The following is a 17,001-nucleotide window of genomic DNA, read 5'->3' as shown; positions in this document are numbered from 1 at the left end:
CATGTTTAAATTCAACGATGAGAAAGGGCAGCTGAAATGCTCTTTTTGCGGTAAATCTCAGGAGCAAGTTCGCAAGCTTGTTGCGGGACCTGGTGTTTACATTTGTGATGAATGCATCGAGTTGTGCACCGAAATCGTGGAGGAAGAGCTCGGACATGATGAAGAGCTTGATCTGAAAGATATTCCGAAACCGAAAGAAATCCGCGACATTCTCGACCAATACGTCATTGGACAAGATTTTGCGAAAAAATCTCTTTCCGTAGCGGTGTATAACCACTATAAACGGATCAACACACAAAACAAAATTGAGGATGTCGAGCTGCAAAAGAGTAATATCCTGCTGCTCGGTCCTACCGGTTCCGGTAAAACGTTGCTCGCGCAAACGATGGCCAAAATCCTTAACGTTCCTTTTGCCATTGCGGATGCCACTTCCTTGACGGAAGCAGGTTACGTAGGTGAGGACGTTGAGAACATTTTGCTCAAATTGATTCAAGCTGCGGACTACGATGTGGAAAAAGCGGAACGCGGAATTATTTATATTGATGAGATTGATAAAGTGGCGCGCAAATCCGAGAATCCGTCTATTACACGCGACGTATCGGGTGAAGGTGTGCAGCAAGCATTGCTTAAAATTTTGGAGGGTACGGTTGCTTCGGTTCCGCCGCAAGGTGGCCGCAAGCATCCGCATCAAGAGTTTATCCAGATCGATACGACGAACATTTTGTTCATCTGCGGCGGAGCCTTCGATGGTCTGGAGCAAATGATCAAACGCCGGATCGGCAAAAAAGTGATCGGTTTCAACACCGTATCCGAGCAAAAGGACCTGAAGCCAGGCGAATACCTGGGCATGGTTCTGCCGGAAGACCTGTTGAAATTCGGTTTGATTCCGGAGTTCGTAGGTCGTCTTCCAGTAATCTCCACGTTGGAGCCGCTGGATGAAGACACGCTGGTACGGATTTTGTCCGAGCCGAAAAATGCGTTGACCAAACAATATCAGAAGCTGCTTGAGATGGACAATGTTAATCTGTCCTTCGAACCGGCTGCTTTGCTTGCCATCGCCAAAGAAGCGATTAAACGTAACACGGGTGCACGCGGATTGCGTGCGATCATCGAGGGCATCATGCTGGATATCATGTATGAAGTGCCTTCGCGCGAAGATGTTACGAACTGCGTGATTACCGAAGAGGTTGTAGAGAAAAAAGTCGTGCCTGAACTTGGCCAATCGAAGGACGACAAGCAGGAGGAGAGTGCCTGAATCAGGCGCTTTTCCGTCCGGCTCTGAAATATAGACTTGTCAGTTCTCCACCTTGGCAGAAGGCGTAAGGCATTCTGTTAAGGTGGAGCTTTGACGTTATGGGGAGAGAAATCACTCATGTATTTAAGACAAGATACACGTCCCGTCAAGGTCGGGAACTTAACGATCGGCGGCAACAACGAAGTCATTATCCAAAGCATGTGTACAACCAAGACGGCAGACGTTGAGGCAACCGTAGCAGAGATTTTGCGACTTGAGGAAGCAGGATGCCAGATCGTGCGTGTAACAGTGAATAATGAGGAAGCTGCCGCAGCCATCAAGGAGATCAAAAAACGCATTCATATTCCACTGGTGGCGGATATTCATTTCAACTACAAGCTTGCTCTTCTGGCGATCGAGAACGGGATCGATAAAGTGCGGATCAATCCGGGCAACATCGGTAAACGTGCGAAAGTCGAAGAGGTCGTCAAAGCCTGCAAAGAACGTGGCATTCCGATTCGGATCGGGGTCAATGCCGGGTCGCTTGAGAATCATTTGCTTGAAAAATACGGATATCCTACAGCCGATGCTATGGTAGAAAGTGCCCTTTATCACATAGGCATTCTGGAAGAACTCGATTTCCACGACATTATCGTATCGCTCAAAGCTTCAGATGTGCCGATGGCTATTGCGGCGTACTCCAAGGCAGCCGAGCTAATCAGGTATCCGCTGCATCTGGGTATTACGGAAGCGGGGACGCTGTTCTCGGGAACGATCAAAAGTTCTGCCGGCATGGGCGCGCTGTTGTCGATGGGCATCGGTTCCACGATGCGTATTTCGCTCAGCGCGGACCCGGTGGAAGAAATCAAGGTTGCCCGCGATTTGCTCAAAACCTTTGGATTGATTTCCAATGCAGCGACGCTGATTTCCTGTCCGACATGCGGACGTCTGGATATCGACCTATTCTCGATTGCCAACGAGGTCGAGGAATACATTTCGAAGCTGAAAGTGCCGATCAAGGTCTCCGTGCTTGGTTGTGCCGTTAACGGTCCGGGAGAGGCGAAGGAAGCGGATATCGGCATTGCGGGAGCGCGCGGCGAAGGACTGCTGTTCCGTCACGGCCAAATGATTCGCAAGGTACCGGAAGAAATTATGGTCGACGAACTCAAAAAGGAAATTGATCAAATCGTCGAAGCCTATGAGAAAACAGGAGTTATTCCTGGTCGATCGCACTGATTGCTCGATCATTCATATGCAAAATACAAGAAAACCCGTCAGCGATGGCGGGTTTTCTTGTGTTTGCAAGCCGACCAACCGTCGAGCCGTAACGTTAATCCACATAATTTCATTCCTGCCCGTTTACGTCTTAGGGAAAAGGCTATACTACCAAGTATTAGCATGGTCTCAGAATAATGAATACTGGACAGGAGGATGTGGAGACATGGGTGAATTAGGTATGGTATTCATGTTGATTCAGCTATTTTTCGGCGTGGTGATCGGCTTATACTTCTGGAATCTGCTTCGGAGCCAGAAAACAAACCGCGGTGCGGTTGAGCGCGAATCCCGCAAGGAGCTGGAGAAGCTGCGCAAGCTGCGCTCCATCTCGCTGACAAAGCCGCTGGCGGAAAAGACGCGGCCGATGACGATAAACGATATTGTTGGACAAAAGGACGGGTTGCGCGCTCTGAAAGCGGCATTATGCAGTGCCAACCCGCAGCACGTCATCATTTATGGGCCTCCGGGCGTCGGAAAAACGGCTGCGGCAAGGGTAGTGTTGGAGGAAGCGAAAAAAAATCCGTCGTCCCCGTTTAAGCCGGACGCCAAGTTTACGGAGCTGGACGCCACGACCGCCCGGTTCGACGAGCGCGGAATTGCTGACCCGTTGATCGGATCGGTACATGATCCCATTTATCAGGGAGCTGGGGCCATGGGTGTTGCCGGCATTCCGCAGCCGAAACCCGGGGCGGTGACGAAGGCCCACGGAGGCATGCTTTTTATTGACGAGATTGGCGAATTGCACTCCATTCAGATGAACAAATTACTAAAAGTGCTGGAAGACCGCAAAGTCTTTTTGGAAAGTGCGTACTATAATTCAGAGGACACACATACTCCTGCTTATATCCACGATATTTTCCAAAACGGTCTACCTGCTGATTTTCGTCTGGTTGGTGCGACCACGCGTTCGCCGCATGAGCTTCCGCCTGCATTGCGTTCGCGCTGTATGGAAGTATATTTCCGTCCACTGCTGCCGGAGGAGATTGGGCGGATCGCCGAGGACGCAATTCAAAAGATTGGCTTCAACCCCTGCCCCGAGGCAGTGGACGTTGTGAAGCGCTATGCGACCAATGGACGCGAAGCGGTAAACATCGTTCAGCTTGCCGCCGGGCTTGCGTTGACAGAGAAGCGCGAGATGCTGCAGGCATCTGACGTGGAATGGGTAGCTGGCAGCAGCCAGATTCAACCACGCCCGGAGCGCAAAATTCCCCAGCATCCGCAGGTCGGTTTCGTAAACGGTTTGGCCGTATATGGGCCGAACATGGGCACCATTCTCGAAATTGAAGTATCGGCTGTGCCGGCGGCAAAAGAACAAGGACGCATCAACATTACGGGTGTAGTGGATGAAGAAGAAATCGGCGGCGGATCCCGCACGCTTCGGCGCAAGAGCATGGCCAAAGGCTCGGTGGAAAACGTGCTCACCGTACTGAAGTCGATGGGACTTCGCCCATATGATTATGATTTGCATATCAACTTTCCGGGAGGTACGCCCATTGACGGCCCGTCTGCGGGGATTGCGATGGCAACTGCGATCGCTTCGGCCATACAGGAGCGCCCGGTAGACCACGAAATGGCCATGACGGGCGAGATCAGCATCCATGGCCGCGTGAAGCCGATCGGCGGCGTGTTGGCCAAAGTGGAGGCAGCCTTCCAGGCGGGGGCCAAAAAGGTCATCATCCCGGCTGAAAATTGGCAGTCCATTTTTGAAAACCTGGACGGTGTGCGGGTGGTGCCCGTGAGTACGGTGCAGGAGGTATTCCAAGAGGTTTTCTCATGGGTGCCGGATGCCCAGCAGGCCAAGGAGCAGCGAATGGTGGAGGAACCGGCTGCGCCGGCCTCAGACATTTTTCCGCCGGCCTCTGCCTCCATTTTGCGCGCGGATCTGCCGCGCCCGGGAAAGGTTAGCGATTCGGGAAGCTGCTAAGAGCTTCCCTTCATTGGTTTTTTATGTGAACATTTGATAAAATAATATGGATTACAACCTGAGAGCCATTGGAGGTGCGAAAGCGATGGGACCGAGCAAAACGAAAGGTCGTCGTTTTCCTTTACTGCCTTTAAGAGGACTTCTCGTCTACCCGAGTATGGTACTGCATCTCGATGTGGGCCGGGAGAAATCGGTCAAGGCTTTAGAAAAAGCGATGGTAGAAGAACATTTGATTCTCCTGTGTTCCCAAGCCGAAGTCAATATTGAGGAACCTACCCCTGAGGATATTTTCAAAATCGGAACGGTAGCCAAGGTCAGACAAATGCTGAAGCTGCCTAACGGAACGATTCGTGTGCTGGTGGAAGGCCTGGAACGGGCTGAAATCATTGAATATACGGATAACGAGGAATTTTACGAGGTGCTCGCGCAGGAGCTGCCTGAAGAGGACAACGTTCATCCGGAGACGGATGCGCTTATGCGGACGGTGCTTAACCAGTTCGAAACCTATATTAATTTATCTAAAAAAGTAACTCCCGAGACGCTTGCGGCTGTGTCGGACATTGAAGAGCCGGGACGTCTTGCCGACGTGATTACAAGCCACCTGTCCCTTAAAATCAAGGACAAACAGGAGATTTTGGAAACGATCGACGTGCGTGAGCGGCTGGAGAAGCTGCTTGACATTTTGAATAACGAACGCGAAGTGCTCGAACTGGAACGAAAGATCAGCCAGCGCGTGAAAAAACAGATGGAAAAAACACAAAAGGAATATTACTTGCGCGAACAGATGAAAGCAATCCAGAAGGAGCTCGGCGAAAAAGAAGGCCGTGCCGGCGAAGTGGAAGAGCTGCGGAGCCAGATGGAAGCACTGAATCTGCCTGAGCAGGTCAAGGAAAAAATCGAGAAGGAAATCGATCGCCTTGAAAAAATGCCCGCAAGCTCCGCCGAAGGCGGGGTTATTCGCAACTATGTGGATTGGCTGCTGGCTCTGCCGTGGAGCCATATGACCGAGGACGATCTCGATATCCAGAAGGCCGAGGACGTGCTGAATGCCGATCATTATGGCCTGGAGAAACCGAAGGAACGCGTGCTTGAGTATTTGGCCGTTCAGAAGCTGGTGAAAAAGCTTAAAGGACCGATTCTATGCCTGGTGGGACCGCCAGGGGTCGGCAAAACGTCGCTGGCCCGTTCCATTGCCAGATCGCTCGGTCGGGAATTTGTGCGCATTTCCTTGGGCGGCGTGCGGGATGAAGCCGAAATTCGCGGTCATCGGCGCACCTATGTAGGGGCGATGCCGGGGCGCGTTATTCAAGGCATGAAGACGGCAGGTTCGTTGAATCCTGTTTTCCTGCTGGACGAGATCGACAAAATGGCTTCGGACTTCCGGGGCGATCCGTCAGCTGCGCTGCTCGAAGTGCTCGATCCGGAGCAAAACAATACGTTCAGCGACCATTTCGTGGAGCTGCCTTTTGACTTATCCAACGTCATGTTTGTAACGACGGCCAATACGGTGCACAACATTCCGCGTCCGCTTCTGGATCGCATGGAAATGCTGAACATCCCGGGTTATACGGAGCTGGAGAAGCTGCAGATTGCCAAAAACTATCTGCTTCCGAAGCAGAAACGCGATCATGGCCTGGAAGAAAACCAACTGCATGTGGGAGACGATAGCTTGCTGCGCGTCATTCGTGAATACACCCGCGAATCCGGCGTACGCAACCTGGAACAACAGATGGCTTCGCTCTGCCGCAAAGCGGCGAAAAATATCGTTTCAGGCGCGGAAACGCCGATTAACATCGAGCCGGATGACGTTAAGGAATATTTGGGCCCAGGCAAATTCCGTTACGGGATGGCCGAATTGGAAGATCAAATCGGTACGGTGACGGGGCTAGCATGGACCGAGGTCGGCGGGGACACGCTTGTGATTGAGGTCACCGTGGTGCCAGGTACGGGCAAGCTGACGTTGACGGGCAAGCTCGGTGATGTCATGAAGGAATCCGCCCAGGCGGCATTCAGCTATACCCGTTCCAAAGCGGCTCAGCTGGGCATTCCGGCCGATTTTCACGAGAAAAACGACATTCACATTCACGTACCGGAGGGAGCGATTCCGAAGGATGGTCCGTCGGCGGGAATCACGATGGCGACGGCTCTCATCTCGGCGCTGACCAACAAACACGTCTCCAAAGACATCGCCATGACAGGCGAAATCACGCTGCGTGGACGCGTTTTGCCGATTGGCGGCCTGAAGGAGAAGTCCCTCGCTGCCCATCGCGCGGGTTACAAAAAAATATTATTGCCCAAGGACAATGAGCGGGATTTGCGGGACATTCCGGACAGCATCAAGGAAGATGTGGAATTTGTGCCCGTAGCCCACATGGATCAAGTGCTGCAGCATGCACTGGTAGAGCAAACGGGAATCCAATTGTAGCGCGCCATCCGAGGGAGCGTATGAAGAATAAACCGTTCTGCGGAGGCTTCGGCGTCCGCTGGAACGGTTTTTTTGGTATGATGGTGATGATGAACGACCTGCCCTCATCGATTCTCGTTGAGTGGGCAGGGGTAAAGAGAGGATCGAGCAGACATGAAAGTAAAGCATTCCGAATTTGTAATCAGCGCCGTGAGGCCTGAGCAGTATCCAGCCGACGGCTTGCCGGAAATCGCCTTGGCGGGGCGTTCCAATGTGGGCAAGTCATCCTTGATCAACCGCATGATCAGCCGCAAAAACCTGGCCCGTACAAGCGCAACGCCGGGGAAAACGCAGCAATTGAACTATTACCGGATCAACCAGGATCTTTATTTCGTCGATTTTCCGGGATACGGTTATGCAAAGGTGTCGAAGCAGCAGCGTTTTGCCTGGGGAAAAATGATGGAAAAGTACTTGCTGGAGCGTGATGAGCTCAAACTGGTCATGCAAATGGTGGACATGCGTCACGAGCCTTCCAAGGATGACGTCATGATGCATGAATGGCTGCGGCATCACGGCTTGCCCGTCGTGGTCGTGGCGACGAAGATGGACAAGATCCCCAAAACGCGCCGCCCCAAACACCTGAAGGTGATCAAGGAAGCGTTGGGCCTTCGTGCCGATGATCCGTTCGTGCCGTTTTCCTCTGAAGAAGGATGGGGAAAAGAAGAACTGTGGGCGATCATTGAAAGTTATGCCGGCATCGGCGAAACGCCGGCATCGGAGGAACAAACCGATCAACCGCAGGACGAAACCGAAGCTTGACACCTGAACGTGATGGGTCGACCTGCCATGATGCGAGCTTAATGACAAGGCTGCTTGATTTCAATGGATTTCAAGGAGAGTCGAATGCCAAAATGGCCATGGATTTTTCCGTGGCTATTGGCTTAAGCATGTTAAATCGGATGTGTGCGCATAACGCTGGAGATTTGTGAAACACTACCATTATTGGCATTGCAAGCGAAGCATGCTCATGGGGATTTCATAAACATTTCATAAAAACGCCCCTGTCAAGTCCATGATATGTGATATAATTAACTATGTTGATCCAAGATGGATGAAGATATGAAGAAAACACTATGATTGGAAATTTATTAGGCAGGTGAACTTGCAATGCACATCGTTGTCGTTGGTTTGAATTATCGCACGGCGCCTGTAGAGGTAAGGGAACGGTTCACGTTTGCAGAAAAAGATCTGTCCGAAGCGCTGAAGCAGCTCAAGCTGACCAAGAGTGTGTTGGAAGGTGTAATCGTGGCCACTTGCAACCGTACAGAGTTGTATGTCGTGGTAGACCGTCTTCACATGTGCGGTTATTTCATTCGCACTTTTATGGAACAGTGGTTCGGCGTTCCGCGCGAGGAATTTACGCAGCATTTATATATATATGAGGATGACCAGGCGATCCGCCATTTGTTCCGGGTCATTTGCGGCTTGGACTCCATGGTCATCGGAGAAACGCAAATTTTGGGTCAGGTCAAGCAAGCCTTCTTCAAAGCGCAAGAGGAGAAAGCGACGGGGACCTGGTTCAACATGCTGTTCAAACAGGCGGTTACGCTCGGCAAACGTGCGCATTCCGAAACGTCGATCGGCGAAAGCGCCGTTTCCGTCAGTTATGCGGCCGTTGAATTGGGCAAGCGGATTTTTGGCATGTTTACGGACAAGAAGGTGCTTATTCTCGGGGCCGGTAAAATGAGCGAGCTGACCGTTAAGCATTTGTACGCGAGTGGAGCTTCCGAGGTGATTGTCGCTAACCGGACGCTGGCGCGGGCCGAGGAGCTCGCAGCCAAATTCCGGGGGACGCCGTGCACCGTGGAAGAGGCGCTGGACAGGTTGCATGAAGTGGACATCGTGATCAGTTCGACAGGAGCTGATCGCTACGTTTTGGACGCATCAGTCGTGAGGGAGAGCATGAAACACCGTCAATCCCGTCCGTTGTTCCTGATCGACATTGCGGTTCCCCGCGATATCGATCCGGCCATTGGAGAGCTGTCCAACGTATTTTTGTACGATATCGACGACCTTGAAGGGATCGTGGAAAGCAATCTGGAGATGCGCAAAGCGGAAGCGGCGAAGATCGAGAAAATGATCGAGTTGGACATGGAAGATTATTATCATTGGCTCAAAACGTTGGGTGTTCGTCCGGTCATTCGTGCGCTGCAGGAGAAGGGGGCTTCCATCCATGAAGAAACGATGGAGAGCCTGTTCAACAAGCTGCCCGAGCTGGATGAGCACCAGCGCAAGGTCATTCGCCGACTGACCAAAAGCATCGTCAACCAGATGACCACGGATCCGATTAACCGGATCAAGGAAATGGCGGGGACAAAGCAGGGCGATGACGCCTTGCGCATGTTCACCCAAATTTTTGCCTTGGAAGATGCCGTGGAGACTGCTGCTGAGAAGGTGGATCAAAGCGACGCCTCCGCATTGCGCAAATCGGGTTCTGTACGCATGAACGACTCGCGGCAAGGCGCAATGACAACATATGCTCCGGCAAGTGTATAAGGCGGGTGGACGGCTTGACCCTTGCTGAACAAATTTATGAAGCTCTGATTTACATGTATGCCCTGAGCCTTCTGTTCTATTTCTCGGATTGCATTCGACGCAATGTGGGGGCGAAGCGGACGGGCTTGGGGTTTCTTATCGTTGTATGGTTGCTCCAGGTAACGCATATCGTGATGCGTATGTGGACCGAGGGGCATTTTCCCATTTATACGACCTTTGATTTTCTTTGCATCTTTTCGTTCAGCCTTGTATTGATGTCTTTGGCGATGACCCGGATTCCGCGTTCGGAATTTGCGATCCTGTTGCTGAACATCGTTGGGTTTGCGGTCACCGTGCTGAACAGATTGTGGTTTACGGCCGGCGAAATTTCGCTCCATAATTGGCAAACGGTACACGGTCTGTTGATTATGCACATTACGCTTGCCAATCTGGGGTTTGCGGCTTTGACCGTAGCTGCCGTGTTTGCGTTGCTTTACATGTTCCTGCATCGCAAGCTGAAAAGCAAAAAATGGAATGAAACGATGCGTCGTTTGCCCAGTCTTGAAGTGATCAGCAAAACCATGGATGGAGCCACACTGATCGGAACGCCGCTCTTAGGTGTATCGGTCGTGCTGGCCGTGTTGTCCATCGTGGCGGAAACCCGCTGGATGCTGCTGCTGGATTTGAAGGTGTTGGCCACCGGCCTGGCCATCGCGATCTATATCGGGTATTTTATCTCCAAAAGAAGAAAGCAGTTCTCCGCGATCGTTATGGCAAGATGGACGCTGATCGGTTATGGTTTGGTCATCATAAGCTTTTTATCCAATGCATATTCGGCATTTCATCGTTGGACGGGAGAGTGAATCATGGAGTGTTACACGCCGCTCTTTGTAGATGCAGCCGGGAAGACCTGCTGCGTAATCGGCGGAGGCCGCGTTGCTGAGCGGAAGGTCAGAGGACTTCTGAATACGGGGGCCAAAATTAAAGTCATTAGTCCGGACGCGACGCCGGAATTGAAACAATTGCATCAGGATTCCCGAATCGAATGGATGGCCCGGGCCTACCGCAACGGAGATTTGCGGGGGGCCTTTCTCGTATATGCGGCTACAGACCGGGAAGACGTCAACTTGTCCGTGGTCAAGGAGGCAATGGCTGAAAATATTTTGGTCAACGATGCGATGTCATCCGAACGGAGTACATTCACCACCCCGAGCGTGGTCAGACGGGGGAGAATGAGCATTGCGATTTCCACTGCCGGAGCAGGTCCGGCCGCAGCTGCGGCAATCCGTGCCGCGTTGGAAGAGCAGTTCGGCGATGAATACGAAACATATATCGAATTCCTTCATCGGATGCGCAAGGAAGTGAAGGCGCGTGTGCCATCTCCCCGGAAACGGGCGATCTTGCTGCGAAGCTTGACCGAGATGAATCTACTGGAGGACATTCGTTCCGGCCGGTTCAAGTGGTGGACGGAAGAAGAAATCGGGAGCTGGATATCCCGTAATTCAGGAGGGGACGTAGAACATGAGAACCATTAAAGTGGGAAGCAGGCAAAGTGCCTTGGCATTGACCCAAACGGGTCACGTCATCGACGATTTGCGCAGCATAAGCAAACGCGAGGGGCTGGAGTTCGATTTTGAGGTCCATAAGATCGTCACCAAAGGGGACCTTATTCTGGATGTAACGCTCTCCAAGGTTGGCGGCAAAGGCCTCTTCGTCAAAGAAATCGAACAGGCCATGCTGGATCATACGATCGACATGGCGGTGCACAGCATGAAAGACATGCCGTCAGAATTGCCGGAAGGACTCATCAACGGGGCGGTTCCCCGTCGCGTCGATCCCCGGGATGCGCTGATTTCAGGCAAAGGTCTTACACTGGATCAGCTGCCCGAAGGCGCGCGGGTCGGCACAAGCAGCCTGCGGCGTTCCAGCCAGATCAAAGCCTACCGTCCTGACCTTCAGCTGGAATCGCTGCGCGGAAATATCGATTCCCGCCTGCGCAAGCTGGAGACCGAAGGTTTGGATGCCATCATTTTGGCGGCGGCAGGATTGCACCGGATGGGCTGGCAGGATCGCATTACCGAATATCTGAACGAGGGGCAGTCGCTTCCGGCTGTAGGACAAGGTGCGCTGGGCATCGAATGCCGTGAGGACGACGCGGAGCTTCGCCACTTGCTGAGCCTTTATAACGATCAGGAGACAGCGCTGCCGGTAATGGCCGAGCGACGGTTTCTCAGCGTGCTGAACGGTGGATGCCAGGTTCCGATCGGTGCACATGCCGTCTGGACGAAACAAGAAGTGGATTCCCCCGATGGACAAAACACGTTACAATTAACGGGAATGGTCGGTACGCCGGATGGCGGACTGATTTTGAAGGAGACTCTTACCGGCAAGGACCCGGTTCGCCTCGGAGAAGAAGTGGCCTGGAGACTGATTGAACGGGGAGCAGAGCAGATACTGGCAGAAGTTAGGGGATGAGGATATGGTGGGAAAGGTGTTTTTGGTTGGTGCTGGTCCAGGGGACGCAAAGCTGATCACGGTAAAAGGATGGGAATCCATCGGCAAGGCGGATGCGGTTGTTTATGATCGTTTGGCCAGTCCGCGATTGCTCAAGCTGATGAAGCCTGGCGCAGTTAAAATATATGTGGGCAAACGGCCGGACAGACACACGATGAAGCAGGAAGAGATCAATCAGCTGCTTGTCGATCTTGCACTTGAAGGCAAAGTTGTGGTCCGTCTTAAAGGCGGAGATCCCACAATATTCGGACGGGTAGGCGAAGAAGCCGATTTGCTGCGCAAAAACGGCGTTCCTTACGAAATCGTACCTGGCGTAACCGCAGCGATTAGCGTGCCTGCGTATGCAGGCATTCCTGTGACCCATCGCGATTACGCCTCATCCATCTCCATCATTACGGGCCATGAAAGCCCTGACAAGCTGGACCGGAGCATTCATTGGGATAAAGTGACGAACGCTACGGGTACCCTGGTATTTATGATGGGCGTAGCGAAAATCGGTTATATCAGCGAGCAGCTCATCAAACACGGCAGACCGCCGGAAACGCCGGTAGCGCTGGTGCGTTGGGGGACAAGGGCCGAGCAGGACACGCTCACGGGTACGCTGGCGGACATTGAGGCCAAAGTGCTCGCTGCCGATTTCCAGCCGCCGGCAGTCATCGTCGTTGGTGATGTCGTCAAGCAGCGGGAACAATTGAAGTGGGCGGAATTCATGCCGCTCTTTGGCAAGCGGATTCTGGTAACCCGGGCGCGCAGCCAGGCGAGCGAACTGGTGAACCGCATCGAAGAGCTTGGCGGGGAGCCTTATGAGTTCCCGGTCATCGAAACGGTGATGCCAACGAACGAGGCTGCTTTACATGGCGTGGAGCAAGCCTTTCATCAGCTGGATGCTTATGATTGGGTGTTTTTTACGAGTGTTAACGGCGTCGAATTTTTCTTCCGCCATTTGGAGCAGCAGGGCAAAGACATTCGTTCCATGTACAAAGCGAGAATTGCTGCGGTAGGCCCGTCCACGGCGGAAGCCTTGCGCAAACGCGGCATTGCTGCCGAGCTGATTCCCGGACCGTTCCAGGCCGAAGGCATGCTTGACGCCTATGAAAACGAACTGATCCAGGGGCAAAAAGTACTGCTTCCGCACGGCGACCTCGCCAGGTCGTGGCTGCCCGAGCAGCTGCGGGAACGTGGGCTTGAGGTCACCGAGGCGATAATCTACGATACGGTGCTTGCGGGCGAGAACGACGACGAGCTGCTGAAGCTGCTTGAAGAAGGCGGAATTCATGCGGTGACGTTCACCAGTTCTTCCACCGTGACGAACTTTATGGAAATGTTAAAGCGCATGGGGTTGTCCGATCCGCTGCCGCTGCTGAAAAACGTGGAAATTGCGTGCATTGGGCCGGTTACAGCCAAAACGGCCGAGAAGGCCGGATTGCATGTAACGATGATGGCGAAAGAAGCGACGATGGAGAGCCTGATTTCGGCACTGTGCGAGTGGCAAAGAAAGCCTGTACTTGCAGGCAAGGATTCACGTTGATCGGGTGTTAATGAACTGAACCGAAGAGTGCGATCATTGCAAGGTTGCGCTTACGACAGAAGCGTGCTGATTTCGATATGAACCCGGCGCGCTTCCCTTTTTGCATGAACATATTCTAAGGGAGGCATTACGTTATGAGTTTTCCGATTGTACGTCATCGCCGTTTGCGCCAGTCAGCGGGCATTCGCAATATGGTGAGAGAAACACATCTGTCGGTGGATGATTTCATCCAGCCGATTTACGTTATTTATGGAGAGAACGTCAAATCCGAGATCAAATCGATGCCCGGCGTATTCCGGTTCTCGTTGGACCGACTTAAGGAAGAGGTCACCGAAATTGTTGAACTTGGAATCCCGGCTGTCTTATTGTTCGGCATTCCGGAAACGAAGGATAGTGTAGGCACTTCCGGTTTCGCCGATGACGGCATCGTGCAGGAAGCGACGCGTTTGATCAAATCCTGGTATCCCGAACTGATCGTTGTAGCGGATACCTGCCTGTGCGAATATACCGATCACGGCCACTGCGGCATGGTGCATACCACCGAAGTGGACGGGCATGTATGCGGCGATGTGATGAATGATGAATCGCTGGAGCTGTTGGTCAAAACCGCGGTATCCCAAGCGAAGGCGGGGGCGGATATCATCGCGCCGTCCAACATGATGGACGGTTTCGTGCAAGCCATCCGGGCGGGACTGGACGAAAATGGCTTCAGCCATATTCCGATTATGTCTTATTCCGTTAAATACGCCTCCGCCTTCTACGGTCCGTTCCGTGAGGCTGCCGATTCCACGCCGCAATTCGGGGACCGCAAATCATATCAGATGGACCCGGCTAACGTGCGGGAAGCCATTCGCGAAGCGGAGACAGATGTACTCGAAGGCGCTGATATGCTGATGGTGAAGCCATCCCTTTCCTACCTGGACGTCATGCGCACGATCAAGGATCAATTCGACTTGCCGCTGGTTGCTTATAATGTGAGCGGTGAATACGCGATGGTCAAAGCGGCTGCGATGCAAGGTTGGATCGATGAGAAAAAAGTGGCCATGGAAATCCTGCTCAGCATGAAACGTGCCGGGGCGGACATGATCATAACGTATCATGGCAAGGACGCTTGCCGCTGGCTTGCCGAGAAATAAACGGTTAGACCATATAAGCATCATGGACATGGCACCCGAGCCATTACTCCATCGTTAAATAGCAAATTGATGTTGAAGTTTCCATCCGGCTGTCGGTACTTGATTGTATGGACAGCCGGAGGATAATCCAAAGGAGGATGTTCAATGACCGCACAACAAGGAAGCCGTCGGAACGACGAGCGCTCCCGCAGCGCATTTGAGGAAGCCAAGCAGTACATACCCGGTGGAGTGAACAGTCCGGTTCGCGCATTCAAATCGGTTGGATTGACGCCAATCTATGCAGAGCGCGGCGAAGGCTCCAAAATCTACGATATCGACGGGAACGAATTCATCGATTATGTCGCTTCCTGGGGACCGCTGATTATGGGGCATGCCCATCCCGATGTTGTTGAAGCTTTGCGCGAGACTGCCCTGAAAGGGACGAGCTTTGGGGCTCCAACGCTCATCGAGACGGAAATGGCCAAGCTCGTGTGCGAGCGCGTACCTTCGATCGACATCGTGCGCATGGTCAATTCGGGTACGGAAGCGACGATGAGTGCGATCCGCTTGGCTCGCGGCGTGACCGGCCGCAGCAAAATTTTGAAATTCGAGGGCTCCTATCACGGACATGCGGACAGCCTGCTGATCAAAGCCGGATCGGGCGTGGCCACGCTTGGATTGCCGGATAGCCCTGGCGTGCCCGAAGGTGTAGCAAGCAATACGATTACGGTTCCGTACAATGATCTGGAATCCGTAAGCCTGGCATTCGAGCGTTATGGTGAGGAGCTTGCCGCCGTGATCGTGGAGCCCGTGGCCGGAAACATGGGTGTTGTGCCGCCGCTACCGGGATTTCTTGAAGGGCTGCGCAGCCTGACGGAACAATACGGCAGTTTGCTTATTTTCGATGAAGTGATGACAGGCTTCCGGGTTGGCCTGAACTGTGCCCAAGGACGCTTTGGGGTAACGCCTGACCTGACTTGTCTCGGCAAAGTGATTGGCGGCGGTTTGCCTGTTGGTGCCTACGGCGGCAGACGGGACCTGATGGAGCAGATCGCGCCGACCGGACCGATCTACCAGGCCGGAACGCTTAGCGGCAATCCGCTTGCGATGACTGCCGGATATACAACTTTGAAGCTGCTTACGCCCGAAGTTTATGATCGGCTTGAAACGCTATCTGCACGCCTGCAGTCCGGATTCGAGCAAAATGCGGCGGAAGCCGGCATTCCGGTCACGATCAACCGGGTCGGCTCCATGGTCTGCCCGTTCTTTACGGGGACTCCGGTGACGAGCTATGACATAGCCAAAGAAAGCAATCTGGATCATTTCCGTCGCTACTTTGCATCCATGATCGATCAAGGTGTCAGTGTGGCACCGTCCCAGTTTGAGGGCATGTTCGTATCGGGCGTCCACACGGAACAAGACATCGATGACACGATCGAGGCAAACCGCAAGGCATTGCAATCGCTATGAGCATAACAAGTTGGAAACGCCGCGGGGATTGGCTTGAGCTGACGCCGGGAAAAAAAGTGACGGGCAGTGCTGACAGACAAGCTGCAGCCGAGCAGTGGCTGCTCTCGGAGCTTGGCATGCCCGACAAAATGCTCCGCCAGCTCAAGGCGACAGGCGGCATACAACTGGCAGGGGACCGGCTAAGGCTGGCCCTTTTTGCTTCTCTTCCCCTGGACGTGGAGCCGCGCTGGGCAGATATTGACGTATTATACGAGGATGATTTTTGCCTTGTGGTACACAAGCCGGCAGGCATGAAGCTGCATTCGGACGGCAGCCGCGAGGACCGGGCGGTCACTCTGGATCATGCCGTGGCAGCTTACTATGAGATGAACGGGATACAAACCCGCGTGCGCCACATTCATCGTTTGGACGAGGATACGACAGGTCCGGTTTTGTACGCCAAAAACGCATTTGCTTTAGCCAAGCTGGACGAAGCCATGCGCCGCAAGGAGATCGACCGGCAATATGTTGCCATTGCAGGAGGCAAGATTCCGGGGCGGCTGAAAATCATTGATGCGCCGATCGGCAAAGACAGGCATCACAAACAGCGAAGGCGCGTGTCCGATGGGGGACAGGAGGCGATTACCCGTGTGCAGGTTGTAGAGGTATGGGAAAACGCAACGCTTGTGCGGTTAAAGCTGGAAACGGGACGTACCCACCAGATTCGGGTGCACATGGCTCACGTCGGTCATCCCCTTGTCGGGGACGTGTTATACGGAGGCCGGAAAGAACAGATCGGCCGACAAGCGCTTCACGGGGAAAGGCTGACTTTTGCGCACCCGCTGACGGGAGCTAAGGTGGAGGTCGCCGATCCGTGGCCGTCCGATTTCGAACAGTTGGCCAAGCGGGAGAGCCAGGACCATTAAAACATAAGGTTTGAGGAAAAGGTGGCATGCTTATCTCATGCAGGGCATATAGATGGGGTAATGAAACATTTGGACCATGCATCAGTCCCATGAGAAG

At 53.2% G+C, this 17,001-nt stretch carries 13 protein-coding genes; all 13 read left to right on the top strand.

Going from position 1 to position 17,001, the window contains the following annotated elements:
- Window position 1 precedes the first annotated feature (1 nt).
- The 13 genes from clpX to L6H98_RS08720 all read left to right on the top strand — a co-directional run bounded on the left by clpX (window position 2) and on the right by L6H98_RS08720 (window position 16,904).
- Window positions 2-1,255 (top strand): ATP-dependent protease ATP-binding subunit ClpX, encoded by a 1,254-nt coding sequence (gene clpX / locus L6H98_RS08780; RefSeq protein WP_236414431.1) that lies wholly within the window; start codon window positions 2-4, stop codon window positions 1,253-1,255.
- 117 nt (window positions 1,256-1,372) lie between these two features.
- On the top strand, window positions 1,373-2,470 hold the full coding sequence (gene ispG, locus L6H98_RS08775; protein ID WP_236414430.1) for a flavodoxin-dependent (E)-4-hydroxy-3-methylbut-2-enyl-diphosphate synthase: 1,098 nt from the start codon (window positions 1,373-1,375) through the stop codon (window positions 2,468-2,470).
- Between the two features lie 205 nt (window positions 2,471-2,675).
- A complete protein-coding gene (gene lonB / locus L6H98_RS08770) occupies window positions 2,676-4,433 on the top strand; it encodes an ATP-dependent protease LonB (protein WP_236414429.1) in 1,758 nt (585 codons plus the stop codon).
- A gap of 85 nt (window positions 4,434-4,518) precedes the next feature.
- Window positions 4,519-6,858, top strand: a complete 2,340-nt coding sequence (gene lon, locus L6H98_RS08765) for an endopeptidase La (protein ID WP_236414428.1) — start codon at window positions 4,519-4,521, stop codon at window positions 6,856-6,858.
- Window positions 6,859-7,011: 153 nt separating this feature from the next.
- Window positions 7,012-7,656: a ribosome biogenesis GTP-binding protein YihA/YsxC gene (yihA, locus tag L6H98_RS08760; RefSeq protein ID WP_236414427.1), complete on the top strand. Its 645-nt coding sequence runs from the start codon at window positions 7,012-7,014 to the stop codon at window positions 7,654-7,656.
- A gap of 348 nt (window positions 7,657-8,004) precedes the next feature.
- Window positions 8,005-9,393, top strand: a complete 1,389-nt coding sequence (gene hemA, locus L6H98_RS08755; protein ID WP_236414425.1) for a glutamyl-tRNA reductase — start codon at window positions 8,005-8,007, stop codon at window positions 9,391-9,393.
- A 53-nt stretch (window positions 9,394-9,446) separates the two neighbouring features.
- A complete protein-coding gene (ccsA, locus tag L6H98_RS08750; protein ID WP_236414850.1) occupies window positions 9,447-10,235 on the top strand; it encodes a cytochrome c biogenesis protein CcsA in 789 nt (262 codons plus the stop codon).
- Between the two features lie 3 nt (window positions 10,236-10,238).
- Complete coding sequence (locus L6H98_RS08745) at window positions 10,239-10,907, top strand: bifunctional precorrin-2 dehydrogenase/sirohydrochlorin ferrochelatase (protein WP_236414424.1); 669 nt, start codon at window positions 10,239-10,241, stop codon at window positions 10,905-10,907.
- Window positions 10,894-11,847: a hydroxymethylbilane synthase gene (gene hemC, locus L6H98_RS08740; RefSeq protein WP_236414423.1), complete on the top strand. Its 954-nt coding sequence runs from the start codon at window positions 10,894-10,896 to the stop codon at window positions 11,845-11,847. The genes L6H98_RS08745 and hemC overlap by 14 nt, the downstream gene beginning before the upstream one ends.
- Window positions 11,848-11,851: 4 nt before the next feature.
- Window positions 11,852-13,414: a uroporphyrinogen-III C-methyltransferase gene (gene cobA / locus L6H98_RS08735; RefSeq protein ID WP_236414422.1), complete on the top strand. Its 1,563-nt coding sequence runs from the start codon at window positions 11,852-11,854 to the stop codon at window positions 13,412-13,414.
- A gap of 134 nt (window positions 13,415-13,548) precedes the next feature.
- Window positions 13,549-14,550 (top strand): porphobilinogen synthase, encoded by a 1,002-nt coding sequence (gene hemB / locus L6H98_RS08730; RefSeq protein WP_236414421.1) that lies wholly within the window; start codon window positions 13,549-13,551, stop codon window positions 14,548-14,550.
- Window positions 14,551-14,694: 144 nt separating this feature from the next.
- On the top strand, window positions 14,695-15,999 hold the full coding sequence (hemL, locus tag L6H98_RS08725) for a glutamate-1-semialdehyde 2,1-aminomutase (RefSeq protein ID WP_236414420.1): 1,305 nt from the start codon (window positions 14,695-14,697) through the stop codon (window positions 15,997-15,999).
- Window positions 15,996-16,904: an RluA family pseudouridine synthase gene (locus L6H98_RS08720; protein ID WP_236414419.1), complete on the top strand. Its 909-nt coding sequence runs from the start codon at window positions 15,996-15,998 to the stop codon at window positions 16,902-16,904. Before hemL ends, L6H98_RS08720 begins: the two co-directional genes overlap by 4 nt.
- The last annotated feature ends 97 nt before the right edge of the window (window positions 16,905-17,001 follow it).

Source organism: Paenibacillus sp. JJ-223 (genome assembly GCF_927798175.1).
Taxonomy (GTDB): domain Bacteria; phylum Bacillota; class Bacilli; order Paenibacillales; family Paenibacillaceae; genus Paenibacillus; species Paenibacillus hubeiensis.
The sequence above is the reverse complement of the archived record's forward strand: the minus strand, read 5'-3'. Positions and strand labels throughout refer to the sequence as shown.